The organism is Acidobacteriota bacterium (assembly GCA_028874215.1).
Taxonomy (GTDB): Bacteria; Acidobacteriota; UBA6911; order RPQK01; family JAJDTT01; genus JAJDTT01.
In genome coordinates, this window is the sequence record JAPPLF010000080.1 from 51,176 (window position 1) to 76,170 (window position 24,995).

Here is a 24,995-nt window from a genome sequence, read left to right on the forward strand (position 1 = left end):
ATGAAGACACTGGCCCTCATGATCTCTCTGGCCCTGGTCTGGCCCGGCGTCGCCTTCCCTGCGAAGAGCGCCGACGGCTCCATGGCGTCTCAGATCGACATCCCCTTCGAGAAGTTCGTCCTGCCCAACGGCCTCACCCTCATCGTCCACGAGGACCACAAGGCGCCCATCGTGGGCGTGAACGTCTGGTACCACGTGGGGTCCAAGAACGAGAAGCCGGGACGGACGGGCTTTGCCCACCTCTTCGAGCACCTCATGTTCAACGGGACGGAACACTGGCCCGGCGAGTTCTTCGAGCCTCTTGAGGAGGTTGGCGCCACCGGAATGAACGGCACCACCAACGCCGATCGCACCAACTACTTCGAGAACGTCCCCAAGAACGCCCTGGACCTGGCCCTGTGGCTGGAGTCGGACCGCATGGGGCACATGCTGGGCGCCATCTCCAAGGAGAAGCTGGACGAGCAGCGCGGGGTGGTCCAGAACGAGAAGCGCCAAGGGGAGAATCAACCGTACGGCCGGGCCTGGACCCTCCTGACCGAGAATACCTACCCGGCGGGTCATCCCTATTCCTGGACCACCATCGGCTCCATGGAGGATCTGGATGCCGCCGAGCTGGACGACGTCAAGGAATGGTTCAAGACCTACTACGGCGCCGCCAACGCCGTGCTGTCCATCGCCGGCGACGTGGACGCCCAGGAGGTGAAGAAGAAGGTCGAGCACTACTTCGGAGACATTCCCTCCGGTCCTCCGGTGGACAAACAGGAAGCCTGGATCGCCAAGATGACGGGGACCCACCGGCAGCAGATGCAGGACCGCGTGCCCCAGGCACGAATCTACCGGGCCTGGAACGTTCCTCAGTGGGGAACCCGGGAAGCGGCTCTCCTGGACCTGGTGGCCGATATTCTGGGCGGAGGCAAGACCTCACGGTTCTACAAACGGCTGGTCTACCAGGACCAGATCGCCACGGACGCGTCCAGTTTCCTCTACGCCCGGGAATTGAGCGGCCGATTCCAGGTGATGTCCACGGCTCACCCGTCGAAGACACTGGGTGAAGTGGAGCGGGCCCTGGCCGAAGAGTTGGAGAAACTCATCCAGGAGGGGCCCACCCAAGCCGAATTGGATCTGGCCAGAACGCAGACGTTTGCCAGTTTCGTAAGGGGCCTGGAACGGGTCGGCGGGTTCGGCGGCAAGTCCGATATCCTGGCGTCCAACGAGGTCTACGGCGGTTCTCCCGATACCTACAAGAAATATTTCCGGTACCTGGAGGAAGCGACTCCGGAGGCCCTCCGCGACGTGGCTCGCGACTGGCTGTCCGACGGCGACTTCATCCTGGAAGTCCACCCGTTCCCCAAATACTCGACGGCTGATTCGGGAGCCGATCGGGACCGGTTGCCCGACGTGGGCGAGCCGCCGCCCGCCGAGTTTCCCCGCCTCCGGAAGGCGACCCTCTCCAACGGTCTGAAGGTGATTCTGGCCGAGCGTCACGCGGTGCCCGTCATCAACTTCAGGTTGCTCATGGATGCCGGCTATGCCGCCGATCTGGGCGGACTGGCGGGGACAGCCGACCTGGCGGCGGACATGATGGACGAAGGGACCTCGACCCGGAGCGCGCTTGAGATCAGCGAGGAAGCGGCCCGTCTTGGGGCCAATATCGGCAGCACCGCTTCCCTCGACGACTCGACGGTTTCACTGTCGGCGCTCAAATCGAATCTCGCCGGGTCGCTGGATCTCTATGCCGACGTTGTTTTGAATCCCTCCTTCCCGGAGAAAGAGCTGGAGCGGCTCCGGCGCCAGCTCCTGGCCCGGATCCAACGGGAAAAGGTCAGTCCCGTTCCCATGGCTCTGCGGGTGATGCCCAAGCTGATTTACGGACCCGATCACGCCTACGGGAACCCGCTGACCGGATCCGGAACCGAAGAGTCGGCGAAGGCCATCACCCGGGACCAGCTCAAGGATTTCCACGCCACCTGGTACCGGCCCAACAACGCCACCCTGATCGTGGTGGGGGACACGACCTTGGCCGAGATCCAGCCTCATTTGGAGCGGGTCTTCAAGGCTTGGAAAAGCGGACCGGTTCCGGAAAAGAAGGTCGGGCGAGTGGACCACCACACCCGGTCCCAGGTCTACCTCATGGACCGGCCCGGATCTCAACAGTCGCTGATCTTCGCCGGGCACGTGGCGCCGCCCACCAACAATCCCGACGAGATCTCCCACATCACCATGAACCGCATCATCGGCGGCAGCTTCACCTCCCGCATCAACATGAACCTGCGGGAAGAAAAGCACTGGTCGTACGGGGCACGGACTCTCCTTTACGGCGCCCGGGGCCAGCGGCCCTTCATCGTCTACGCGCCGGTTCAGACGGACAAGACCAAGGAATCTGCAGCGGAGATTGATCGGGAGCTACGGGAGTACCGGGGAGAGCGGCCCGCCACGGCGGAGGAGCTGGACCGGGCCAAGAAGGCCCAGACGCTCAGCCTTCCCGGACGGTGGGAGACCTCGGGTGCGGTGGGAAGGACCATCGCCGAGATCGTCCGCTACGGGCTGGCCGACGACTACTACCGGACCTACCCCGGCAAGGTCCGGGCGCTTGACATCCCGGCCATCCTGGCGTCGGCCACCGAGGTGATTCGGCCGGACCAGTTGGTGTGGGTCATCGTCGGCGACCTTTCGAAGATCGAGGAGGGGGTCCGGGAGCTCAATCTCGGGGACGTGAAACGACTCGACCAGGACGGAAACTTGATCGACGCTGCCGGGTCGTAGCCGCGGATGGGGGAGAGTCTATGAAAATCGGAATTCTGGCGGCTTTACTGCTCATCTCCATCGGGTGCGGGGGGATGGAATCGATGCCGACGACCACGGAGCGGATCAACACTTTCGACGCCGGCCGGGAGAGTTGGCAGATCTACGACTACAACGGCGGAAGCGGCAACGAGAACGTCTTTTTCCTGACCAGTTGGGAAGAGGCCGGTGGAGTGGGGAATTCCGGCTATGTCTGGGGGGACGACTCCCGGTGGCGGATCGATACTCCGGAGGACCCCCATTCGATTCTGCCTCTGATCCTCTATCACCGGTGGATTGCCGAGGACCTCGAGGAAGGGCCGAGTACGACTCCCCGGCCCACGGGATTTCGCCAGGAGGAAGCCCTCGACCTGCGGGGCGCCCGGGTGTCGGTTCACCTTCGAGGCGACGACCTGGATCTGAAGGGCGCCCGGTGCTTCTTCTGGGTCCACTCCGGCGGCACCAGGTGGCACTACACGGGCCGGCCTCTCAAGATCCAGCAGGGGGAATGGGGCCCGCCCGAGCACTTCGTCCTGGTCAACGACGAATCTCTTTGGCACCGGAGCTGGGCCCCGTCCAAGACCTCCCTGAACGATCTTCTCAAGAACAGCGCCAGCTACGGGTTTTCTTTCGTAGGGTTCTCGGAAGAGGTGACGGGTAAGCTCTCCATGGACCAGTTCGAGATCCATCTGGCGTCCCAATAACCGCGACTGTCCAGCCGCCGAAGTCAAAGGCCACAAGCGTAAGCCACTGTCGTGATGGGTAAAGCAATCTATGAGATACTTGTATCACACAAACCACGCGAAGGAGGATCCTCATGGCTCCTGTCTCTCTACGCTTGCCGGATGAAGTCTCGCAACGCCTGCAACGGTTGGCCGACCTTACAGGGCGCAGCAAGACCTTCTACATGATCGAGGCCATTCGGGAACACTTGGACGACCTCGAGGATTTATACCTTGCCGAACAACGGCTGATCGCCCTTCGATCCGGACAGTCTCGGACCGTGTCGCTGGAAGAAGTAATGCAGCGCTATGGGTTGGAGGATTGAACTGGATCGGGAGGCGGTCCGCGACTTGGAAAAGTTGGATCGGCCTGCGGCACGGCGGATTCTTGCCTTTTTGCATAGTCGTGTTGGGGCTTTGGATGACCCACGCCGCATTGGAAAGGCCCTCAAGGGAGCCAAAATGGGCGATTTCTGGAGGTGCCGGGTTGGCAAATTCCGCATCGTCGCCCACCTTGAGGACGGCGTGTTCCGCGTGCTGGTGGTGAGGATCGGTCGCCGGGACAAGGTGTACCGGTGACGTGAGAATGCCGCCAACCATTCACGGACTACACTGGACGGGCCCACCGAAAGAGATCAGGGTCGAGAATCCATGCCCATCACCTGCCGATTCCTCATCATTTCTTGTTGCGAATCGATTCCTGCATCCGCTTCCCGAAGTCTTTCTGGCCTCCGGCGGGGTTGGACTGGTGGCGCGGATGTGGGGGAACCCCCATCGCCGGCTCGTTGGAGTCGCGGCCCCAGTGACCGGACCGGTGAGTGATCACGTCCAGCCAGCGGGCGTTGGCCTGGCGCCGGGCCAGATCGCCGTCGGGATCGGGCAGCGTGTAGGTGTAGGAGTAGAGCTTCGCCCGCTTGAGATACAGTTTGAGGCAGACCCCGCCGTACTGTTCCACGCTCAGATCGTAGGGAGACCGTCCGCTTTTCCAGGTCAGCTTCTGGGCGTTTCCGTCTGACGTCAATGGAACCGAATCGGCCCGGGTGAAGTCCTGGATCGGTTCCCCGTAGGGCGTGACCAGCTCCGCCTCGATGGAGCCGCCCTCGGCGTCGGCGTTCACCAGGATCTCGTAGGCCGGACCCCACGGCTTGGTCATCAACCAGCCCTCTTCCTCTCCGGCGTCCAGGGAGATCCAGTGGTCCTCGGGCATGCGGGCCACCATCAGCACGCACAGGTCACGGGTCCCTTGGGACAGGTCGTAGGAGAGCCAGTCCCACCAGGTGTGGTTCAGGCGGCTGGCCGTGTAATAGATCCAGGTCTCGCCGTCGCGCACCAGGGGGTTCTCGGCCGGGTAGAGCATGCCGCCGTCCTGGTCGCCCGGCTTACCCACAGGCACCACCGGCGAGCGGTCGTCGGGACGATGCCAGGTTCTGCCGTCGCGGCTGTAGGCCAGGGAGATTTCCAACTGGCCCACCTTGCCCCGGGGGTAGTCGGGCGGCTTGTGGTAGGCGCCGTAGGTGGGGGCGAAGGGGTGAACGTAGTAGGGATTGATGATGCCCAGGAAGAAGTTCTCGTAGCGGAAGACCGGCATGTCGTAGATGTTGTAGAGCTCCGGCGGGTCCAGATCGTCGCCGGCCACCAGGACGCGGCCCGTGTCCTCCCAGTTGACCAGGTCGTAGCTCTCGTACTGCGAGATGTCCCGCGGAGCGTTGGGTACCCGCCTGGTCATTAGAACGTATTTCCGGCGGTCCGGGTCGTAGAAGAGGGTGCAGTTGTCGTCGCTGATGCCACGTATTACCGGGTTGACGTGGCGGGGACGCTGCCAGTGCAGTCCGTCGTGGGAATAGGCCAGGTTCAGCGCCGAGTGGTGCCGGGCCCAGAGCGACTCTTCACCGAAGGTGTTGAAGATCATCTTGTAGCGGCGGGCGGCGATGTCGCTGGGGTCTTTGATGATGGAGTAGACGAATGTCCGCTTGAAGTCGATGACCATGTTGTGCTCGCGCGAACCGTTCACCTCCACCAGGCCCAGTTTCGGTTTCTCCCAGGTGAGTCCATCCCGGCTGACGGCGTAGGCCACGCCCCGGGGACCGTCGGACGTCTCTCCCTGCCAGCGCATGAGCGTGTACCACATCTTGAAGATCTGCTCTTCCTCGTCGTACATCACCGAGACGTAGTTGAGCATGTCCCGTTCCGTCTCCCAGGGGGCGTCGAGACGCAACACCGGCTCCTTGTGCTTGGCCGCCTGATTCACCTTGCGGCGCAAGTTGTGGTGCTCCACCAGGGGGTCGTCGTCGATGAGGAGAAACTTGTAGCGGGCGAACTGCCGGTCCGGGCTCGCAGCCGTTTCAGCGGTAGCCGTGTTTCCGCCAAGGAACGCCGCCGAGACCAGAATCGAGAGCACACTGCGACGGATTCGGGAGAGTGGGAGCATGGAGTGGTCCTCCTTCGTTCTGTTTGAAAATGATGATTCGAGTCAGAAGTAAAACTTCAGGGCCAACTGGATCTGCCGGGCGGCCAGCGTCTGGGCCAGGACGCCAAATCCGGCGGTTCCGTAGAGGAGAGTCTGCTGTCTTGAGTTGACCACAAAGTTGGGCCGGTTGGTGGCGTTGAAGGCTTCCACCCGGGCCTCCAGCCGTTGAGTCTCGGCCAGACGGAAGGTCCGGCGCAGGGAGATGTCCAGGTTGAAGAGGCCGGGGGCCTCGACGACGCCGCGGCCGGAGTTTCCATATTCAAACGCTGCCGGCAGAGCGAACGCGCTGGTGTCGAACCAGCGGGCGGGAGTCCGCTCGTGGCCGGGCAGATTCGCGTCCCGGATGCGGTCCGGCCACTGGGACGCTTCCGACCCGGCGTCCAAGGGGTCGCCGGGCAGAGAGACCGTGCGCCAGCCGCCCTCCTGGAAATTGGCGATGGCCCGGATCGACCATCCCCTCAACAACTGTGAGGCCAAGCCGCTCTGGAGCAGAGTCCGGTTAGGGCCAAAGGGCAGATCGAATCCGCCCGAAAGCATCAAACGCACCGGAATATGGAAGTCCGCCACTCCCCGGGTCGCCTCCAGAGGCAGATTGCGGGACCGGTAAATTCGCCGGGAAGTGTATCCGGTAGTTCCCCCTCCGGTCTGAATCAGGCGCGACCAGCTCAATGAGGCCAGCAGGTACAGGCCGTCGGCGCCCGCGGCCTTTTCCACCTGGAAGTGCATGCCCTGGTACCAGGAATCGCCGGCTGCAAACGGGAAATAGACCGCTTGAAGATGAGGCCAAGGCCGCCGAAGCTGCCGGTCTCCGGTCCCCGGAACCGCGTCGTTCCAGGAGACCGTCTCCAGGAGATCGGTCGATCGGGAGCCATGGTAGCCGGTGTCCAGCAGCCAGCGGGAAGTGAATTCGTGCTGGAGGCTGAGGCCCCAGGAATGGGTCCGGGACAAGGGCAGGGGCGTCTGGAATCCGTAGTGGTCGGGAATGGCCGTGTCCCGGTTCTCGTCGGGAAATGGGTCCGACAAGCGCAGGGAAGGGATCTCCAGAGGGCTGTTGAAAATGAGCCGTTCGGCTCCGGGCCGGGGATTCCGGCTCAGGCGGAGAATCATGTTCAGGTCCGGCTCGTTGCCATGAAGACCGTATCCGGTGCGCAGAACGGTCTTGTCCGCCAGGCGAAGCGACACGCCCAGGCGCGGCAATATTCCGTCCAGAGGGTTCCATCGGACCAGTGGATAGTTGGGTTGGAAGCGGCCCGTTTCCCAAGGTTTCAGATCCAGCTCGAGCAAGGCGGGGACCGTCTGTCCGGTCAGGGGATCCAGGTTCGACATGAAGCCCCGCCTTTCCCTCCATGGCAGCCGCAGCTCGTAGCGCAGGCCCAGGTTCAGCGTCAGCCGGGGGCTGGCCTTCCAGGTGTCCTGCAGGTAGAGGTAGTAGCTGTCCTGATGGAATCGCCCCCGGGAGCCCTCCCCTCCCAAACGGCTTTGAGACACGTAGCCCAGCAGAAAATCGGCGAAACCGTTGCCCGTATACCGGTCGAAGAAGTTGAACCGGCTGCGACGGGACGTCACGTAAAGGTTGTAGTGCCGGCGGAAGTGGATGCCGGTTTTCAGGGAATGGTCTCCTTCCACCACCGTCAGGTCCTGATTCGCCTGCCAGTTGCCCAGGCTGCTGGGGCCGAGGAAGGAATAGTCGCCGATTCTGGTGTAACCCTGGATCTCGACGATCGGCACCCCGATTCGATCCACGTCGCTCTGCAGGAGTTCCGGAATTCCCAGATCCAACTCCCTGGCGTGGGAGGATATCCGGGACTTGTAGGGACGGCGGAACCAATGGAGGCTGGTCACGGCCTGGACTCTCGGGCTCAGGCTGCGAGTGTGGGAGAGGGACTGTCCCCATGTGGCCAGGGGGTGGCGGGTGGAGAAGATGCTGATGGGCTGGGTCGAGGTCCAGTGGTTGGAGTCCAGGACGAAACGGCCGGCCCAACGGCTCACGTCGGATTGTCTCACGTCGATGCGGGCGATGACCTGCGAATTGTCCAAGGGACTGTGGGAGTCGGGACTGGTGAAGTTCAGGGCTCCGGGTGTGTTGGGTTCGGGCCAGTAACGGAGGAGTTTCAAGGCGACGGGGTCCAGCCGATTTGCCGGGATCCGGTTTTCCGGGAAAGAGCCTCCCGTCAACGGGTCCCGGATGGGAACGGCGAACCGGCCCTGTTTTTCGCCGGCAGTCGGGACCACTCCGGTGAGAGGCTTGGTCTCCCGGATCGCACGCAACTGGTAGGAGACGAAGAACCAGGCCCGGTCCCGCCCGTTCAGCAGGCCGGGAAAAAGAAGGGGTCCTCCGAGAGTGGCCCCCAACTGGTTGCGCTTGAACTCCGCCTTTCGCTGCTCGAAGAAATTGCGGGCGTCCAGGTTGTCGTTCCGGTGAAACCAGAACCAGCCGCCGTGGAATTCGTTTGTGCCGCTCTTGGTCACCGCCACGATCTGGCCTCCGGGCCGGATGCCGAATTCCGCGGAATAGAGTCCGGTCTTGACATCGAATTCCCTGAGGGCGTCGGTGCTGGCGTTGAAGGAGGGGGTTCCGTCGCCGTGGGTGAAGAGGGTGCCGTCGATGAAGATCAGGTTGTCCTTGCGCCTCATGCCCAACACTTTGACGCTGCGGCTGCGGCTTTCGTGGCTGGTCGCGGCCCCGGCCGCCAAAGTGACCAACTGGCCCACGTCACGGGTATTGACCGGCATGCTCTCCAGCTTTTCCTGGTCGATCAGTTGCCCCCGGTCCTCCCGGCCGGTCCCCGCCAGCACCGTACCGCTGCGGATCGACTGCCGGATCCCGGGATCTCCGGGGACCAGGAGAAAATCTTCCTCACGAATCTGTTCCACGAGAAGCCGAATGTGGGTTCGGACCTGGGTTTCGTAGCCCGGGAGCGACGCCGTAATCTCGTAGTGGCCGGGAGGCAGACCGCTTCGCCGGTAGTTTCCGTTGGCGTTGGTCAGCAGCAGGAAGGCCTCGTTGGTGTCGACGCGGTGGATTGCCACCTCAACTCCGGCCGCGGCCTCGCCGTTCTTCTTGCCCACGTGCCCCACCAGGGTTCCGGTGCCCATCTGGGCCAGAGCCTCACCGGGACTCGAGAAGAGAAAGGCGGGCAGTAGAGCCAGGAGCCGGAGCTGCTGCGCGCGCCGGCGGACGAACGCCGCTGCACGACCGGAGCGCTGCGTAAACCGCATCTGGGGAATCATTTGTCGACCGTGGCATCTCCGCGGCGCCGTTTCGCACTGTGTGACGGCGAGCGAAAACCGCGCGTCAGTCTACCACGCAGGGGGTGCGGTTCCGGTGCGGACAACTCCCGGCTGGCCGCTTCAGTCAAAGAGATGGGCCAGGATGAGATCTCGGACTCCGGACGCCGGGACGCCGCCGTCGGGGACAAGTCCGGGTTCCGTGCTCAGGAAAACCGGTCCCTGGTTCGGATCTTCCGTGGGCCTGCCGTGGGAACCCTGGACCAGGTTTGCGTCCAGCGGGATGAGGTCCATCAGGTAGCGGAAGCCCAGCGCCTTCTGCAACAGTCTCAGACCGACCTTGAGGAAGGGAAGCCGGATCCCCGGGTCCACGAAAAGTTCCGCGGGATCGTAGCCCGGCTTGCGGTGGATGTCCACGGTGCGGGCGAAATCGGGCGCCGACTTATCGTCGAGCCAGTAGTAGTAGGAGAACCACTTGTCGGCGTGGCTGATGGCCACCAGGTCTCCCGACCGCCGGTGATCGAGCCCCAATTCCCGCTGGTCCTCCCGGTCCAGGATCCGCTCGATGCCCGGAACCTGCTCCAGCAGTTTTCGGACCTGGGACCGGTGGGCCGGATCCGCAACGTAGACGTGGGCGATCTGGTGATCTGCCACGGCGAAGGCGGGGCTGGCGCCCGGGTCCAGGATCTCCAGCCCCAGCTCCGGCCGGACGCGAATCCATCCGGCCTCGCGAAGGACCCGGTTGATGTGGATGGCGCCGGCTACAGGGGTGATCCCATACTCGGAGAGCACGATGACCCGCGTGTCCCGTTCCCGGAAGTAGTCCAGCAATCGGCCGCAGACGGCGTCGATTTCCCGGACGTCCTGGTGGACGCCGGGATGACCCGGTCCCAACCGCTGGAGGTTGTAATCCAAATGCGGCAGGTAGACCAGAGTCAGAGTGGGCCGGTGCCACTCCCAGACCCGCCGCCCCGCCCGGGCGATCCATTGGCTCGAGGCGATGCCGGCGCGGGGACCCCAGAAATCGAAGAACGGAAAGGGTCCGATGTCCGACTCCAGGCGCTGGGCCAGGTCGGCCGGGTGGGAGTAGATGGCCGGGATCTTCCTGCCGTCGGCCGGGTACATGGGACGCGGGGTCACGCTCCATTCGGCGCTGCTGTACATGTTGTACCACCAGAAGAGCTTGGCGCAGGTGACGCGGGGGTCGCGCCGACGGGCGGTTTCCCAGACCTTCTCTCCCGAAACCAGACGGTTGGATTGCCGCCAGAACCAGACCTCGGACAGATCGCGAAAATACCATCCGTTTCCCACGATGCCGTGGCCGGAGGGGGGGAGGCCGGTCAGGAAGGTGCTCTGGACGGTGGAGGTGACGGCCGGAGTCACCGTGCGCAGGGACCGGATGGCGCCGTTTTGCGCCAAGGCGCTCAGGTGGGGCGTGTCCGGTCCCAGGAGGGCCCGGGTGAGTCCGACGACGTTGATGACCGCGGTGCGGTGCACGAGGAGCTATTCCGGATCTATCACGACATGATGGTGGAGACGGGGCGCCGGATGGGGCTGCCTCACGTGGCGTCCGTTCGCTTGAGACTGCCGAGCAATCGCTGCAGACCCGCGACGACCTCGCGGTGAGCCTTTCCGGGGTCCCCGGCCGAGGCGATCATCAGAGCTCCCTCGCTGATCGCGCCGAGAAGCAGGTGGGCCATCGCTCGTACCGGCAGAGGCTTCATCCTTTCCGCTTTCATGATCGCCTCGAGGCCCCGACTCAGTAATCCCAGTCCGTATTCGGCTTCGACCGTCCGCCAGCGTTCGACACCGAGTACGGCAGGCGCATCCAGGAGCAGAATCTGCCGGATTCCCGGCTCGGTGCAAGCATCGAGAACGGCCAGATACCCAGCCTCGAGACGCGCCCAAGGCTCCGCTTCGGCGTCCACCGCCGCCTGGATGTGCCCGGCCATCTCGCGCTCCGACGCCTCCACGACGGCGACGAAAAGCGCCTTCTTGTCCCGAAACTGATGATAGAGGGCGCCGCGGGTGACGCCGGCTCGACGGACGATCTCCTCCGTACCCGTCCCCGCATAGCCCTTCGCTTCAAAAAGTTTCCGCGCTACGCGGACGATCTCTCCGCGCGTCTTCTCGGACTGAAGGGCTTTTTTGGTCTTTACATGCATACAGCCTGTATGTATAATGCGTACAGGCTGTATGCTATCGCAAGCGGAGTCAGGAATCAACGGAGTTATCGATGATGAATGGATCTGTGTCCGGTGTGGTCATTGCCGCCATCAGCGAGGTCGTGCCCGATCTCGAGGTGAGCAATGAGTTCTTGCTTCAAGAGGGACGGCTGGTTCGGCCGCGCGCCCAGCGCGCCCTGGAGAAAATGGGCGTGGAAGGCCGAAGGCAATTCTCGGCCGAGCATTCGGATCCGATGGAACTGCTTGAGGTCTGCGCCCGGCGATGCCTCGACCCTTACGGACCGGACGAAATCGGTCTGATCGCCACTTCCACCTGCAGCATCAAACGGCCCTCAGCCCGTCTCGTTCCCAATCCGGCCTCCGATCTTCGCGTGCGCCTGGGATTGCCCAATGCGGGCACGTTGAGCTCGTATGGCGGCTGCACCTCTTTTCTCGGTCTCCTCGGCGCGGCTGCGGACTTTGTTCGGCTGAATCAACTCGCTGCGTTCGTCGGCGTCGTCGAATTGGATAACCGGAATGTTCCCATTGGGGTTCCCCGCTATCTATTTGGCGATGGATGCGTAGGAGTGCTGCTGAGACCATCCGAGGAGCCGGATTCGGGATTCGTCGCGTACGACCGGCGCACGGGAACCGATGGCAGCGCAGAGTCCGATCGCATTGAGCGCGATATGAATGAGGGGCTCGTTTTCCAAAGCTGGGGGCGCTATGCCAACGCGCTGTACATGAATGGAGCGGCAGTAAACAATTTCATCCAAAAAAAGGTCGCCCCGGCGCTGACAGGTTTTCTCGAGCGGTGCAACGCTTCTCCGGACAGTGTCGACGTCTTCGTCCCGCATCAGGCCAACCTGAGGGCCATTCGTTTTTTGCATCGCCGGTGCCTTCCCAACTCTCTGCTGGTGGAAACGGTCCGGCGCCGAGGAAACAACGCGGGAGCCAGCCTCGGCATCGCGATGGCCAAGGCCTTCACCGATCTGATCCGGCGGGGCCAGCGGATCCTGCTGAGTGCCTTTGGATCCGGACCCAACATCGTCAATATGCTGTACCACGCAACCGGGCAGGAGGTTGTTGTCCGCGAGACGCTTACGCCAAGTGATGCCGGCGCCGGTAACCGGCCGACCGAATGGTTGGTGTCCCCGGGGAATTCGGCTCCCCGTTATGCGCTGCTCACCCCGCCGGTTTTCGACCGCTACGAAGGAACCGGGATCCGGGTCCTGGTGGAGGATCCATGGCAGATCGACTTTTTCACCCGAATCCTGCCTGGCCCCTGTTGGCTCATCGGCGCCAGCGCTCCCGCATCCGAGACCGAGTTCCGGCTGCAGCGGTGGGCAAACGGTCGCAAGCGAGAGCGGACAATTCGAACGGAGCCCGAGGTTGCGGGCGACTACGACGATAAGATTCAAGGTTTGCTCCTTCGCGTTTCCCCATTCGATGCGCCCTCCCTTCTGGACGATCTGCGCCAGAAGGGACGGATCGATCGTTGGATGGTCCACAAGCGATACGAGGCCAACGTCATGTTGTCCGGTGCTGTGCAGGTAGGAGGGCTCATACATTTCCTGGCCTCGCCCCTGACAGAGGAGTTCCGGTTTGATCACGAGTCGGGGCATCTACAGGGGATGGCCCTGATGGAGATTGTTCGCCAGGCAATGATCGCTTCTTCGCATGTCATCGGAGTGCCCCGGGGGTGGGGGATGGTGATGACGAGTTTCCACGCGGATTACCACAAATTTGTCGACGGCGCGGCACCCATCATCGTGAGGACGCTTCCCGGCCTCGGTAAGAGTTGGGCGCGACGTACGGAGGACTGGCAAAACAAACGTCCACATCGCGCCTGGGGTGTCGCCCAGGTCTTCCAGAACGGCCAATGTTGCGTTAGCGCCCACGTGACCGGAATGCTGCGGCCGTCGCCTGCCAAATGAGCAGCATCAAGCGACAGGCGCCGGTGCTCTTCCTGATTGGGGGTATTCCCTGCCTGTTGGGAATCACAGTCCACCGCCTGCTCACACAGCCGTGGCCTCCTCACTGGGTGACGCTGGTTGTGGCAGGGATTTATCTGGGTTGGCTGCTTGCCGAAGCGGGCATCACGATGCGGGAAGCGAAGAAGGAAGAGGCGACCGACGATCGGAGCAGTCTCGGACTATACGCAACGGCGCGATGTGCGACTGTTCTCGGGACCGTTCTTTCGCCGCCCATGGAGGGAACGGTATCGGTGCGGTGGGTCCTGGTAGTCGCCGGAGTCACGATCATGATCCTGGGCGTGGGCTTACGTCTGGCCGCGATCCGGAAACTGGCCGCCACCTACAGTCACAGCGTTCGGATCCCCTCTGACGGCATCGTCCGAAGCGGCGTCTATCGCTATCTTCGGCATCCCGCCTATACGGGGATGGTACTGGGTAATCTCGGATTCGTTGTCGCCCTGGCCAGCCCATGGGGAATGGCGGCGTTGCTCGGGCTGCTCCTGCCCGCCGTGACTTATCGGATCCTGGTCGAAGAGTCGCTATTGCTTTCTACGCTGCCCGAGTATCGGGAGTTCGCGAAGGCGAGAAAGCGCCTCATCCCATTCCTATGGTAATGAACGGTTGCGACTTGGTCCTGATCGGCGCAACGGGGTACGTCGGCACCGCCGTCCGGCGCAAACTGATCGAGGCTTGTCCCCGGAGCAGGGTGCGCGTCCTGGCCCGAAGGCGGCCGCCTCAGGGCACGCCGGCTATCCGGTGGATCCGATGTTCTCTCCCCGAAGTGCCGGATGGTGCGTTTCCACGCCGGCCCTACTTGCTCGTACATCTCGCCACCAGGCAGATCGATCCGGATGGCACAAGGTTTGTGGCCACAAACGTCACCGGTACGCTGAACCTGCTCCGCAAGTCAGATGCCAACCTTCGCGGCGTCGTGTACGGCAGCTCGGCGTCCGTGTACGGGCAGGGGCCCTTGCGGCCGGCGTTGGAGGTGGATCGTCCGAACCCGGTTACACCCCTGGCCAGCAGTCGAAGGGGCGCCGAGAAGGTGATTCTCAAAATGGCGGCAGAACGAGACTTCGGTGCGTACCTTTGTCGGCCTCGCTTCATTATTGGCGGTGGGGATCGTTTCCTGGTTCCGCTGCTGGTTCGACTCGCCAGGATGCGACTGGCTGGTCGCCAAGCCGTGTCCTATTCCTTCATTCACATTGACGACTACGCCAAAGTCATTCTCTTCCTGCTGCAGAGGCTGGCAACCATACACGGGAATGGATCCAATCCGGAACGGATGGCCGTCAACGTCGCCTACAGATCCGCACTCCCGCAGGAACAGATCCTGTCCACCGTACGTGGCATGGCGGGGTTTCCGGGTCCCCTGGTGAAATTGCGTTGCCCGCGTTCCCTTCTTGCCGGTCTCCGAGCGATGCCGGGTCGACGGCCGGACCGGCTGGCTACCCGCCTCGAGTTGCTGATGCAAGATCAGATTCTCTCCTGCCGCCGTCTCTCCGAGATGGGTTGTGACATTCCATCGCGTTCTCCCCAAGGACGGCTTGAGGTCGCCATTCGCCAATACCAAGAGGTCGCAAAATGACCAGGATCGCCACTCCCTTGTTCGTTGTCGACTATCGGTCGAAGCTGCTGCAGGCTGCGGTGGGGCCAAAACTTGCGAATCTTGCTGCATTACACGCCGCCGGGTTTGCGGTTCCCCCCTTCTTCTGCCTGACGACGCACGCCTATGAGGCGGTGTTGTCTGCCCTCCGGCCCCAGGTCGAGGCTCTGTTCCGGGGTTGCGGCTCGTTTGACGCCGTGGCGGTACAGTCCCTGTCACGGAGAATCCAGCGGATGTTCCTCGACGTCCGCCTGCCCAACGGATTGGAAGAAGCGATCAAGGCTTCGTTTGAGGATCTCTTCGAGTACGGGGAGTTCGTGGCAGTTCGCGCGTCCGTGGCAGGGCACCGCGCAGAGGAGAGCGAAGACAGCGCGCACCATCCCATGGCCGGCATGAGTGATTCGTTCCTGTTTGTTGGCGCCACGCAACTGGTTGCCAAAATCCGTCGCTGTTGGGCCTCGGGGTACGCCCCTGAAGCGATCACCTATAGACGGCGGCTCGGGATCGCCCCTCACGGGTTCTCCGTTGCAGTGGGGGTACAGCGCATGGTCGCGTCGGCGCGATCCGTAGTGGCCTTCTCCTGCGACCCGCGGACAACTCTGAGGCAGACCGTCATCGCGGCAGGCTACGGAGTGGGGGAAGGCGTCGTCCAAGAGAGAGTGGGTGTGGATCACTTTTTCGTCAATCGAAAGTCCAGGGCCATCACCATTGAGATTGGTCCCAAGACGACAAAGCTGGTAAGGAACCCCGACGGCGACGGGTCCCCGCTCGTTGCCGAACCCGTCCCCGTCAAGGCGGTGCGGGAACCCTGTTTGACCACGCGCGAGATTCTGGAACTCGACGCTATCGCACAAAAGGTGGAATGCCTGCTGGGATCGCCCCAGGACATCGAAGGCGCGTACGATTCGAAAGGCCGCCTCTATCTGCTGCAGAGCCGCCCGGTGCACCTGGACCATCGCACCATCCGAGTGTGGAGTAGCGCCAACGTCTCCGAGAGCTTTCCAAACGTTACGACCCCGCTGACGTACAGCATGGCGCGGCTCTTTTACCGCACCGTGTTCTACGACTTCATCCGACGCAGCGGGTGCCCGCCCGGCGTCCTTTACGAACAACTCCCCGACTTCGAACGCATGCTCGGCTTCATCAACGGTCGTGTCTACCATTCCTTGACCTACCTGCTCAGAGTGAACGGCATGGTGCCCATCGCCAAATGGTTCATGAGCGATCTGGAGGATGTGCTCGAGATGCCGGCTTCGATCGCTCAGGAGGACAGCGGTGGTGGAGGACTGTGGGCGACCTGCCGCGCGTCAATGATTGCCGGACGCTGCGCGATGCGCTTGGGAAGGGAGTTTCGCGGGTTTGAAAGGTGGTGGCGGGAATACCTCGGAGACCTCCGTCAGATCGAACTCGACGGCGCCGATCCGATGGTGGCGATGGCCACGTTTCGTGAAGTATGGAAGCAAGTCGGCCGCTGGTGGGGACTGACGCTGATCAACCACTGGTTGATCAACACCTACTTTGCCGCCGCCCGGAAACTGATCGGGAAATGGAATTTTGAGATCAACCTGAGCGATCTACTGTGCGGGGAGGATAACGCCGGCTCCCGTGCGATCACTTCCGCCATAAGGATCGCGGAACTCATTCGGGCCGATCCTCGTTCGGTAGAACTGTTCGAATCCATGGACGATCAGGCGGTGTGGTCGGCCATCTTGACCCAGCCCGATTTTCGAGAGCTTCGAGGGTTAATCCAGCACCATCTCCGCAAGTACGGTGATCGTGGGGTAGCCGAGCTCAACATGGAGGCTCCCGGCTTTCGACGCGAGCCCAAGCTGTTTGTCCGGACTTTGCGATCCTGCGTCTCCAAGGGACTGGTTGCGGATGAGCTGGCGCATTCGGAGAAACAGATACGCGACCGCGCCAAAGAGCAGGTCTGGGCCGCACTAGGACGCCGCTCGATCCGCAGCTTCCTGTTTCTGGGGCTGATCCACAGGCTCCGGATCACCGTCAACCAGCGGGAGGACAGCCGTTTCTGGCGCGGTGAGTTCTTCGGGTACTGCAAAGACATTTTTGACGTTCTCGCCAGCGCGCTGGTGAAGCAAGGTGCTCTGGACCGTCGTGCCGATGCCGTGTTTCTGACCCATGGGGAGATCTTCGGGTTCTTCGACGGCACGGGGGTGACCGGCGACTTGCAAGCCTTGGTGGGAATTCGCCGGAGGGAGAAAGAGCGCCATGAACTCGATGCCGGCCCTCCTCGGGACTTTACGACCTGCGGACCCGTGCAGCCGGCAATCCCGAAAAACAGATCCGCGCTTGGGACCGACCGGGTCCTGCGCGGCATCGGATCGAGCGCCGGCGTCGTGGAGGGGCGCGCCAGGATCGTCCTCGACCCCACCAATGTCTGCATCGAGGCTACCGACATACTGGTGGCGCGCGAAACGGATCCCGGTTGGTTATTCCTCATGCTGGCGGGCCGGGGGATTGTCGTTGAACGTGGCAGCATGTTGTCGCATACGGCGATCAGTGGACGGAAATTTGGCATTCCGACCGTTGTCGGGGTTCCGGACGCGACGCGTGTCATTCCCGAAGGGGCACGCGTCAGGCTGGATGGTGCGGGCGGTACGGTCACCATCGTGGAGGGCTGATGCCGGCGGCACCTGTCCGTAATCTGATTCGCTTCGTCTGGCGTCGGTATCCCCCCCTTCCGTATGTGGCCTGGGTATCCCTTTGGACCTGTGCGCTCGAGGGTCTCCTCGAACGACCCGAGCGCCTGGTCGACAGGTTGGATGTTCCCGTCGTCTTGACCGGGCTCAGCCTGTTCCTCGTCTCCTTCTTCATGCGGGTCGTCGATGAGATCCGCGACTACGAATACGATCGGGTGCACCATCCTGAGCGGGAGTTGGCCGCCGGCGTCGTGTCGTTCAGCGACCTGTACCTGCTGCTGGCGATCACCGCCGTGATCCTTCTGGCTCTAAATGCGGGGAGGCCCGTCGGGGCCGGGGTGCTCGGCGCGATCATGGCGTATTCTCTCTTCTTGTGGTGGCTGGAAGTGCGTTGGCGCTTCTATCGCGAGCGGATGTTCTTCGCCATCGGCGTGGCGATTCAACTGCATGTGTTGCAGGCAATCTACGTTTGGGTTGTTCGTCCGGACTCAACGGCAGACGCGCCGGCCATGAGCGTGGTCTTCGCAATCGCCTCCTTCGTTCTCGCCTACCTGCACTGGGAGGTGGCCCGGAAGACCCGCTGGCCCACGGCGGGCACTCCAGCGGCGAAGCTCTATTCAACGGAAGTGGGCGCCGTAGCCAGCAGTGCGATCTCCTTGGGGCTGATGACCGCTGCCGTAACGTTTCTCTCGTTCATTCTGCAGCCGTGGCAGCAGTGCGGCGCCAGCGTCGGTTGGCTCGTTCTGGCTCCTTGGGTTTGTTCGCTGCTCAATACGCTTGGATTCCTGTTGAGGACTCCCGGCGAGCATCGGCTGGGACCGGGCGCGGCGATCGCCTATTTTTCGTTTCTGGGAATTGTCGTCTTGGGTACTCTTTAGATTCTATCGCGCTGGCGCGCATCGTGGATGGAATACGTATCGGGTCAGGCGCTAGGAGTCTGCGCCGTAGAAATGATCGTAGCGAGAAAGTGGAGAATCGAGGACAGATTTTCACGATTTTGAGGTGCATAGTTGTTCTATTCGCCGAGAAATCGGGGAAATATGGACCGATTCGCCGCTTTCGCAGTAGATTGATTTCTGCGGAGCAGGCTCCTAGGTCTCGACGACCGGAGTCTGGCCGCCGCGCAGGACCGTACTTCCTCCGTAGAACTCGGTCTGGTCGATGCTGGGGCGGGTGTCGATGCCGGCCAGGTCCAGCCGCCGGCTCTGGGAGAAGAAGTGGGCAGGATTGTCCCAGACGATGGTCCGGATGGTCTGGAGCGTGATGCCGCTCTCCAGCATCAGGTCGGTGGTCTTGGGGACCTTCAGGGGATCGCTGATGCCCCAATCCGCGGCGCTGTTGATGAGGATCCGCTCGCTGCCGTACTCCTTCACCAGCTTCACCATCCGGACCTCGTCCATCTTGGTATGGGGATAGATGGTGTGGCCGGCCCAGCAGCCGGTGTCCAGCACCAGGGGCAGCGTCTCTTCCGTGTTGTGGTCGATGAGGGCCCTCTCCTCGGGAAAGCCGACGCTGCGGATGAGGTCCAACGAGCGGATGGTGCCCCGCTTCTTGTCCCGGTGGGGCGTATGCACCAGGACCGGCAAGTCCATTTCCATGGCGAGTTCCAATTGGCGGGCGAAGATGCGCTCCTCCGCGTCGGTCTGATCGTCGTACCCGATTTCTCCCACGGCGACCACGCCATCTTTCTGCAGGTAGCGGGGAAGCAGCGAGAGCACTTCCTCAGCCAGCCTGGGGTTGTTGGCCTCCTTGGGATTCAGTCCGATGGTGCAGAAATGGCGGATGCCGAATTGGGACGCCCGGAACCGCTCCCAGCCCAGGAGGCTGTTGAAGTAGTCGATGAAGGAGCCGACGTTGGTTCTGGGCTGCCCCAACCAGAAGGAGGGCTCGACGATGACGAGGATCCCGTTTTGGGCCATGGCCGAGTAGTCGTCCGTGGTCCGGGAGGTCATGTGAATGTGAGGATCGAAGATCTTCATGGTGGAAATTCATTGGACCATCTTGGCCAACGAGGCGTCAATAGCGGCCAGAACGCGGTCGTCGGATTCAACCGTTCTCCGCTGCTCGAGCTGCGCGCGGCTTCGTTCGTCCCGGGCGTATCCCAGAGCGCGCGCAGCCCAATAGCGGTGACGGGAATTGCCCTGCTGCAGATAGGGGTAGATGCGCCCGATTCTCTCGGGAGCGATGCGCGGCGCCACGACCCACCAGATGTCGGGTGGCACGTCCCGGCCGGCCGCCTCCCGTTCGCTGGCGTAGTCGTCGGCCATCCGGGAGAGCTCCGGATTGAAGCGGGATTCCAGCCCCAGGATGCGATCCATGCGGATCCCGTTGAACAGGCTCTTGAGCACCATCTGGTTGAAGTTTAGCTCCGGGAAGTGCGCCGCAGGGTAGGGGTTTTCACAGGCGATGGCTTCCAGCAGGGGAACGATGTTGGTCCGGCAGGCGTCGACGGCCGCGTCCAGGAACCGACTGCGTTGGGGAAGCAGATTGATTCCCCGGAGCCAGCTCTGCTGCTCGCGGCTGTCACCCTGCCGGTAGCATTCCAGCACCGTTTCGGAATATTCGTCCGGAGGCAGATGGGCAATTCTCAGCAGGAGGATGGCCCGTCCCAGTTCGTCCAGGCCCCAGTGATCGAGGGGAAGATCGGGACTCAGGGAATTCCAGCGCCGGGTCTCTTCCGGTTCCAGGTTCAAGGCCCTCTTCCCCAAACGGAGTGAGGCACCCGCGTAGTTGCCCAGCAGCCAATTGAGATCGACGGGTATATCCGTGCGGCGGCACGCTGCCTGAAACCAGTTCCAGCCGCGGGAGGAGGCGCGGGCCCTGAGAATCCGGGTCAGAAAATCGATCACGGTTCGTGGGTCCAGCGAACGAAAAGTACCGAAAACGGGAAGCTATCGTCCGCGAGACGGGAAATCTTGTCAATCGATGCAGGGGGCTACGTATCGTGAATTGACGAGCTTTCCAATCTTGTGGCCTTGCCGGAAGACACGCCGACCAGGCCGTTCCACGTACTCCGAATCAGGTAAAGAGCTTGGCGGCGATGGCCAGGGTGATGGTGATGTTAATGCCTAACATGACCTCCAGGCGCAGAAGCCGACGGTCAAGAGCGGCGACTTCCTGAGCGGCGGCTTTGGCCTTGGTTTCGCTGGCCCCAGCCTCGATCAAAGCATCGTAGGTGTCGGACAGCATGAGTGCCATCAACTCTTCTCCTTTCTGCAGGTAGCTACCGTGTCCAACATCCGCATCATACCAGACTAGTCCGCAAGTCCCGGATCACGGACTCCGGGCTCCGGTCCTCCGTTGACTGTAACCACCAGCTTCGACATTGGCGAAGGGCTTCCCACCGGTTCCTTGCCATGTGTACCCGCCTGTTGCATCATGCTCAGGCTGTGCCGGCGCGTCGAAGCTGCTTCAGGCTTGGATTATTTCTGGGAGGACTTCTCCTGCTCTTCTCCGCCGAGGGACGGAGCGAAGAGTTCCGCCGCCTCGACCAGGAGCAGACACCCCCCGAGTTCGCCACGCTTCAAGATTGGATGGCGCGGGCGCACGAACTCCGAACCCGGATCATGGTCAGCGCGGGACTGGAACCGTTGCCTGCCAGGACGCCCCTGAATCCCCGGCTTTCGCCGCTTGTGACGCGGGACGGTTATACGGTTCAGAATGTCACCCTGGAGACCCTGCCCGGTTTCTACCTGACCGGGAATCTCTACCGTCCCCTGGGGATGGATCCTCCCTATCCGGCCATCCTCGGTCCTCACGGCCATTGGAAGAACGGAAGGCTGGAAAACAGCGAGCTTTCCTCGGTTCCGGGGCGCGCCATCAACCTGGCCCGGCGCGGCGCCGTGGTCTTCACCTATTCCATGATCGGATACGAGGAGACCAAGGGGCTCATCCCCCATCGCTTCGACGAATCCCGCTACCAACTCTGGGGCTTCGGACCGGCGGGCCTTCAACTTTGGAACAGCGTCCGGGCCTTGGACTTCCTCACCTCCAGGACCGACGTGGACGCCGGCAGGATCGGAGTGACCGGGGCGTCCGGCGGCGGCACCCAGACTTTCCTGCTGATGGCGGTGGATCCCAGGATCTCGGTGGCGGCGCCGGTGAACATGATCTCGGCCCACTTCCAGGGGGGATGCATCTGCGAGAACGCTCCACTCTTGCGTCTGGATTCCATCAACACGGAGATCGGGGCGATGATGGCGCCCCGGCCGTTGATGCTGGTCTCCACCAGCGGCGACTGGACTTCCAAGACACCGGACGTGGAGTTTCCGGCCATCCGCTCCGTTTACCGCCTCTTCGGCGCGGAAGACCGGGTTGCGAATGCCCATTTCGACTACCCGCACAACTACAACCGCGATAGCCGCGAGGCGGTCTATGGATGGTTCGGGAGATGGCTGTGGGACGAGGAACGGCCCGGTGAAGAGCCGTTCCAGGTGGAGCCGGCCGATGTCCTGACGGCGGAGCTTCCGGCTCGGCCTCTGCCTCTGGAGGAACTTTTCTCCAACTTCGCCGCCCGGGCACGCGGACAGATCGAGATCCACAAGCCGGGGGGTTGGAAGGAGATCTTTCGCTACCGGGAGGTCTATGGCCCCGTTCTGCGGCACTCCCTTTCGGTGCCTCCGTCGCCGGATCTCGTCGAGATGGAGGTTCAGCTGCCCGATCCCCATCACCGCGCCGGCCGAGCCGTTCTCGTGGTGCATCCGCGGGAAGAGGAGGAACGTGCCCGGGCTTTGGCGCACCGATACCGCGGCGACGGGCGCTTGGCGTTCCGGATCAGCCCGTATCCCCAAGTCGAGGCGCTGATGCCTCCTGAGGACGTGAATCACTGGACGACCTACAACCCGACGCCGGCGTCGCGGCGGATTGACCAGGTCCGGCGGGTCTGCCGCGAAATCCTGGATCGGGGAGACGTGACAGGGCTGGACCTGGTGGGCTTGGGGGAAGCGGGGGCGTGGGTCCTTCTGGGCGCCGCCACCGGACCCCGTGTCGGCCGCGTCTCGGCCGAACTGGAGATGTTCTCCGGCGACACGGATCAGGTCTTTCTGGATCGGCTCTTCGTGCCTCTGCTGCGGCGGTCCGGAGACCTGAAAACGGCGGCAGTTCTTTTGGCCCCCGGGCAACTCACGCTCCACGGGCTGGATGAAGGGCCGTTGAAGCTTTGGTTCCAGGAGGTCTACGGGGCGGCCGGCGCATCCGGAATGCTGGAATTCCGGAACGGACCCATCGGAAACTAGCCTGATTCGGCGGTATAAATTAATCGAGGAGAGCCATGACCGACCCATCTCATGCGGAACAGACACAGACAGCGCCCCGGGGATTCTGGCCCGTCCTGCGCAAACTGGGTCCGGGGCTCATCATCTCCGGATCCATCGTTGGTTCGGGAGAACTCATCGCCACCACTACCCTCGGCGCCGAGGTCGGCTTCGTCGCTCTCTGGCTCATCATCGTCAGTTGCGGCATCAAGGTGGTTGTCCAGGAGGAACTGGGCCGGTACGTGGTCTCCTCCGGGGAGACCACCCTGCAGGGATTGAACCGGGTCCCGGGACCCCGGTGGCGGGTGTCCTGGGTGGTCTGGTGCTGGTGGATCATGACCATGGGAGTCATCATCCAGGGAGGAGGCATCGTCGGCGGGGTCGGTCAGACTTTCCACCTCTTCGTGCCCCAGATCAGCGGGACCGCCTGGGCCATGGTCGCCGCGGTCACGGTGATGGCGCTTCTGTTCCGGGGGCACTACGGAAGGGTGGAGAAGATCTGTATCGGCATGGTGGTCAGTTTCACCTTCGTGACCATCGCCTGTGCCGTCCTGCTGGGTTGGACCCCCTTCGCCCCCACCACGGAAGACTTTCTCTCCGGCCTGCGGCTGGGACTTCCGGAGGGAGGAATCGCCGTCGCTTTCGCCGCCTTCGGAATCACCGGCGTGGGAGCAACGGAGTTGATCATGTACCCCTACTGGTGTCTGGAGAAGGGCTACGCGCGTTACGTGGGCCCTCGGGAAGACGGCGCCGCCTGGGAAGGACGGGCGCGTGGCTGGATACGGGTCATGCAGGCGGACGTGCTCATGGCCATGGTGGTCTACACCACGGCGACGGTGGCCTTCTACATCTTGGGTGCGGCGGTCCTTCACGGCATGGGGACGGTCCCGGCCGGTTACGAAATGGTCTCCACCCTGTCGAACATGTACACCTCCACCCTGGGACAGGGAGCCTTCCTCCTCTTTCTGGTGGGCGCCTTCTTCGTGCTCTACTCGACTCTCTTTGCCGGCGTCGCCAGCAGCTCCCGGGTCATCACCGATTTCCTGCGATTGGTGGGAGTGGCCCGGATCGAAAATGAGAGCCAGCTCCTGTTCTGGAGGCGGGTGGTGATCGTGGTGGTCCCCACGCTTTACGTCGTGCTCTACGGATTCGTGGCTCAGCCGGTCTTCATGGTGATCATCGGCGGGATTTTCCAGGCCTGCATGCTCCCCATCATCAGCTTCTCGGCCATCTACCTCCGTTATCGCCACACCGACCGGGCGATCCGGCCGAGCCTCACGGTCGACGTGCTGCTCTGGGCCTGCTCCTCCGTCATGCTGCTCTTTGCCGTCTACTATGTGGCAAAGAGGCTCGGGTTGGGCGCCTGATCGCCGGTTTCGGGAAGCCTATCGGGCCGGCCTTTTGAAGATGACGATGTGCTGCCGGGGCAGGAGATCCAGCGTCTCGACCCAGACCAGGGGATGCACGGAGATCTCGCGCCGGACCTGATCCTGGCTCATCTTGTGCAGCCGGAGGATGGGAACCGTGGGATCCTCCGCCCGGTATTCCACCAGGACCAGCCGCCCGCCCGGCTTCAGTGCGCGATGAATTCCCTGAACCATCTCCCAGGGATGGGAGAACTCGTGGTAGACGTCCACCAACAGCGCGAGGTCCACGCTTTCCGGAGAGAGTCCAGGATCCTGAATGGTCCCTCGAATGGGCTCCACATTTTCGATTTTTCTCTGGGCGGCCCGGCGGCGGATGATCTGAAGCATCTCGTCCTGAATATCGACGGCCAGGACGCGTCCCCCGGCTCCCACCCTCCCGGCCAGGCGAAAGGAGAAGTATCCCGATCCGGCCCCGATGTCGGCAACCGTCATTCCCCTGAGGTCTCCCAATGCATTCAGCAGGGCTTCGGGATTCTCTTCGGACTCCCGCTCGGGGCGATCCAGCCAGGGAGCGCCCCGGTGACCCATGACCTGCGAGATCTCCCGGCCCATGTAGAATTTGCCGGTCCCGTGGGGATCCGTGCTCGTCCGATGCTCGTAACGGGGCGGTTCGGCGCCGGATATGCCTTGAAGCAGTAACGGAAGCAGGCAGGCAAGAAGATGAAATGGAGTCGGCGTCATGGCCAGCCAGTTTATCAGCAGTAGGGAGTC

19 protein-coding genes are annotated in these 24,995 nt (G+C 62.7%); 11 read left to right on the top strand and 8 right to left on the bottom strand.

The features are described 5' to 3' along the window. From OXT71_15705 to OXT71_15720, 4 genes are all read left to right on the top strand, one after another. Complete coding sequence (locus OXT71_15705) at nucleotides 1-2,763, top strand: pitrilysin family protein (protein ID MDE2927840.1); 2,763 nt, start codon at nucleotides 1-3, stop codon at nucleotides 2,761-2,763. A gap of 20 nt (nucleotides 2,764-2,783) precedes the next feature. After that, nucleotides 2,784-3,485 (top strand): hypothetical protein, encoded by a 702-nt coding sequence (locus OXT71_15710; protein MDE2927841.1) that lies wholly within the window; start codon nucleotides 2,784-2,786, stop codon nucleotides 3,483-3,485. A 113-nt stretch (nucleotides 3,486-3,598) separates the two neighbouring features. Next, nucleotides 3,599-3,829, top strand: coding sequence for a DUF6290 family protein (locus OXT71_15715; protein MDE2927842.1), 231 nt, complete (start codon nucleotides 3,599-3,601; stop codon nucleotides 3,827-3,829). Continuing rightward, complete coding sequence (locus OXT71_15720; protein MDE2927843.1) at nucleotides 3,813-4,082, top strand: type II toxin-antitoxin system RelE/ParE family toxin; 270 nt, start codon at nucleotides 3,813-3,815, stop codon at nucleotides 4,080-4,082. Before OXT71_15715 ends, OXT71_15720 begins: the two co-directional genes overlap by 17 nt. 97 nt (nucleotides 4,083-4,179) lie before the next feature. Here OXT71_15720 and OXT71_15725 read toward each other — a convergent pair whose 3' ends face one another. The 4 genes from OXT71_15725 to OXT71_15740 form a co-directional block, all read right to left on the bottom strand. Further along, the gene (locus OXT71_15725) at nucleotides 4,180-5,931 is read right to left on the bottom strand and encodes a hypothetical protein (protein MDE2927844.1); all 1,752 of its coding nucleotides are present in this window, start codon (nucleotides 5,929-5,931) and stop codon (nucleotides 4,180-4,182) included. Nucleotides 5,932-5,973: 42 nt separating this feature from the next. Then, nucleotides 5,974-9,189, bottom strand: a complete 3,216-nt coding sequence (locus OXT71_15730; GenBank protein ID MDE2927845.1) for a TonB-dependent receptor — start codon at nucleotides 9,187-9,189, stop codon at nucleotides 5,974-5,976. Between the two features lie 132 nt (nucleotides 9,190-9,321). Further along, entirely contained in the window at nucleotides 9,322-10,695 is a 1,374-nt protein-coding gene (locus OXT71_15735; protein MDE2927846.1) for an alkaline phosphatase family protein, read from the bottom strand. A 62-nt stretch (nucleotides 10,696-10,757) separates the two neighbouring features. Continuing rightward, the gene (locus tag OXT71_15740; protein MDE2927847.1) at nucleotides 10,758-11,363 is read right to left on the bottom strand and encodes a TetR/AcrR family transcriptional regulator; all 606 of its coding nucleotides are present in this window, start codon (nucleotides 11,361-11,363) and stop codon (nucleotides 10,758-10,760) included. Between the two features lie 71 nt (nucleotides 11,364-11,434). Here OXT71_15740 and OXT71_15745 point away from each other — a divergent pair, with 71 nt between their 5' ends. From OXT71_15745 to OXT71_15765, 5 genes are read left to right on the top strand one after another with little or no spacing between them, the layout of a single operon-like run. Next, the gene (locus OXT71_15745; GenBank protein ID MDE2927848.1) at nucleotides 11,435-13,300 is read left to right on the top strand and encodes an AfsA-related hotdog domain-containing protein; all 1,866 of its coding nucleotides are present in this window, start codon (nucleotides 11,435-11,437) and stop codon (nucleotides 13,298-13,300) included. Continuing rightward, nucleotides 13,297-13,953 (top strand): isoprenylcysteine carboxylmethyltransferase family protein, encoded by a 657-nt coding sequence (locus OXT71_15750; protein MDE2927849.1) that lies wholly within the window; start codon nucleotides 13,297-13,299, stop codon nucleotides 13,951-13,953. Before OXT71_15745 ends, OXT71_15750 begins: the two co-directional genes overlap by 4 nt. Continuing rightward, on the top strand, nucleotides 13,953-14,927 hold the full coding sequence (locus tag OXT71_15755) for an NAD(P)-dependent oxidoreductase (GenBank protein ID MDE2927850.1): 975 nt from the start codon (nucleotides 13,953-13,955) through the stop codon (nucleotides 14,925-14,927). The genes OXT71_15750 and OXT71_15755 overlap by 1 nt, the downstream gene beginning before the upstream one ends. Beyond that, a complete protein-coding gene (locus tag OXT71_15760) occupies nucleotides 14,924-17,587 on the top strand; it encodes a PEP-utilizing enzyme (protein MDE2927851.1) in 2,664 nt (887 codons plus the stop codon). Before OXT71_15755 ends, OXT71_15760 begins: the two co-directional genes overlap by 4 nt. Then, entirely contained in the window at nucleotides 17,587-18,483 is an 897-nt protein-coding gene (locus tag OXT71_15765) for a hypothetical protein (protein ID MDE2927852.1), read from the top strand. The genes OXT71_15760 and OXT71_15765 overlap by 1 nt, the downstream gene beginning before the upstream one ends. A gap of 213 nt (nucleotides 18,484-18,696) precedes the next feature. On the opposite strand, the gene OXT71_15770 is transcribed toward OXT71_15765, so the two are convergent. The 3 genes from OXT71_15770 to OXT71_15780 all read right to left on the bottom strand — a co-directional run bounded on the left by OXT71_15770 (nucleotide 18,697) and on the right by OXT71_15780 (nucleotide 20,803). Further along, complete coding sequence (locus OXT71_15770) at nucleotides 18,697-19,584, bottom strand: TatD family hydrolase (protein ID MDE2927853.1); 888 nt, start codon at nucleotides 19,582-19,584, stop codon at nucleotides 18,697-18,699. A 9-nt stretch (nucleotides 19,585-19,593) separates the two neighbouring features. Continuing rightward, nucleotides 19,594-20,454, bottom strand: coding sequence for an EboA domain-containing protein (locus tag OXT71_15775; GenBank protein ID MDE2927854.1), 861 nt, complete (start codon nucleotides 20,452-20,454; stop codon nucleotides 19,594-19,596). A 169-nt stretch (nucleotides 20,455-20,623) separates the two neighbouring features. Further along, nucleotides 20,624-20,803: a hypothetical protein gene (locus OXT71_15780; GenBank protein ID MDE2927855.1), complete on the bottom strand. Its 180-nt coding sequence runs from the start codon at nucleotides 20,801-20,803 to the stop codon at nucleotides 20,624-20,626. A 158-nt stretch (nucleotides 20,804-20,961) separates the two neighbouring features. Between OXT71_15780 and OXT71_15785 the strand changes: the two genes are divergently transcribed. Together OXT71_15785 and OXT71_15790 are read left to right on the top strand one after the other, a co-directional pair. After that, complete coding sequence (locus OXT71_15785; protein MDE2927856.1) at nucleotides 20,962-22,839, top strand: hypothetical protein; 1,878 nt, start codon at nucleotides 20,962-20,964, stop codon at nucleotides 22,837-22,839. Nucleotides 22,840-22,874: 35 nt separating this feature from the next. Beyond that, nucleotides 22,875-24,224 carry an Nramp family divalent metal transporter gene (locus OXT71_15790; protein ID MDE2927857.1) on the top strand — a complete coding sequence of 450 codons (1,350 nt, stop codon included), beginning with the start codon at nucleotides 22,875-22,877 and terminating at the stop codon, nucleotides 24,222-24,224. 18 nt (nucleotides 24,225-24,242) lie between these two features. On the opposite strand, the gene OXT71_15795 is transcribed toward OXT71_15790, so the two are convergent. Next, nucleotides 24,243-24,965 carry a class I SAM-dependent methyltransferase gene (locus tag OXT71_15795; protein ID MDE2927858.1) on the bottom strand — a complete coding sequence of 241 codons (723 nt, stop codon included), beginning with the start codon at nucleotides 24,963-24,965 and terminating at the stop codon, nucleotides 24,243-24,245. Nucleotides 24,966-24,995: the final 30 nt, after the last annotated feature.

Excerpts from the sequence above, each read along its gene's own strand:
- OXT71_15725 (MDE2927844.1), bottom strand. The coding sequence starts at position 5,931 with ATGCTCCCACTCTCCCGAATCCGTCGCAGTGTGCTCTCGATTCTGGTC.
- OXT71_15750 (MDE2927849.1), top strand. The coding sequence starts at position 13,297 with ATGAGCAGCATCAAGCGACAGGCGCCGGTGCTCTTCCTGATTGGGGGT.
- OXT71_15755 (MDE2927850.1), top strand. The coding sequence starts at position 13,953 with ATGAACGGTTGCGACTTGGTCCTGATCGGCGCAACGGGGTACGTCGGC.
- OXT71_15715 (MDE2927842.1), top strand. The coding sequence starts at position 3,599 with ATGGCTCCTGTCTCTCTACGCTTGCCGGATGAAGTCTCGCAACGCCTG.
- OXT71_15705 (MDE2927840.1), top strand. The coding sequence starts at position 1 with ATGAAGACACTGGCCCTCATGATCTCTCTGGCCCTGGTCTGGCCCGGC.
- OXT71_15780 (MDE2927855.1), bottom strand. The coding sequence starts at position 20,803 with ATGGCACTCATGCTGTCCGACACCTACGATGCTTTGATCGAGGCTGGG.
- OXT71_15770 (MDE2927853.1), bottom strand. The coding sequence starts at position 19,584 with ATGAAGATCTTCGATCCTCACATTCACATGACCTCCCGGACCACGGAC.
- OXT71_15795 (MDE2927858.1), bottom strand. The coding sequence starts at position 24,965 with ATGACGCCGACTCCATTTCATCTTCTTGCCTGCCTGCTTCCGTTACTG.
- OXT71_15740 (MDE2927847.1), bottom strand. The coding sequence starts at position 11,363 with ATGCATGTAAAGACCAAAAAAGCCCTTCAGTCCGAGAAGACGCGCGGA.
- OXT71_15710 (MDE2927841.1), top strand. The coding sequence starts at position 2,784 with ATGAAAATCGGAATTCTGGCGGCTTTACTGCTCATCTCCATCGGGTGC.
- OXT71_15730 (MDE2927845.1), bottom strand. The coding sequence starts at position 9,189 with ATGCGGTTTACGCAGCGCTCCGGTCGTGCAGCGGCGTTCGTCCGCCGG.
- OXT71_15760 (MDE2927851.1), top strand. The coding sequence starts at position 14,924 with ATGACCAGGATCGCCACTCCCTTGTTCGTTGTCGACTATCGGTCGAAG.
- OXT71_15765 (MDE2927852.1), top strand. The coding sequence starts at position 17,587 with ATGCCGGCGGCACCTGTCCGTAATCTGATTCGCTTCGTCTGGCGTCGG.
- OXT71_15785 (MDE2927856.1), top strand. The coding sequence starts at position 20,962 with ATGTGTACCCGCCTGTTGCATCATGCTCAGGCTGTGCCGGCGCGTCGA.
- OXT71_15720 (MDE2927843.1), top strand. The coding sequence starts at position 3,813 with ATGGGTTGGAGGATTGAACTGGATCGGGAGGCGGTCCGCGACTTGGAA.
- OXT71_15790 (MDE2927857.1), top strand. The coding sequence starts at position 22,875 with ATGACCGACCCATCTCATGCGGAACAGACACAGACAGCGCCCCGGGGA.
- OXT71_15745 (MDE2927848.1), top strand. The coding sequence starts at position 11,435 with ATGATGAATGGATCTGTGTCCGGTGTGGTCATTGCCGCCATCAGCGAG.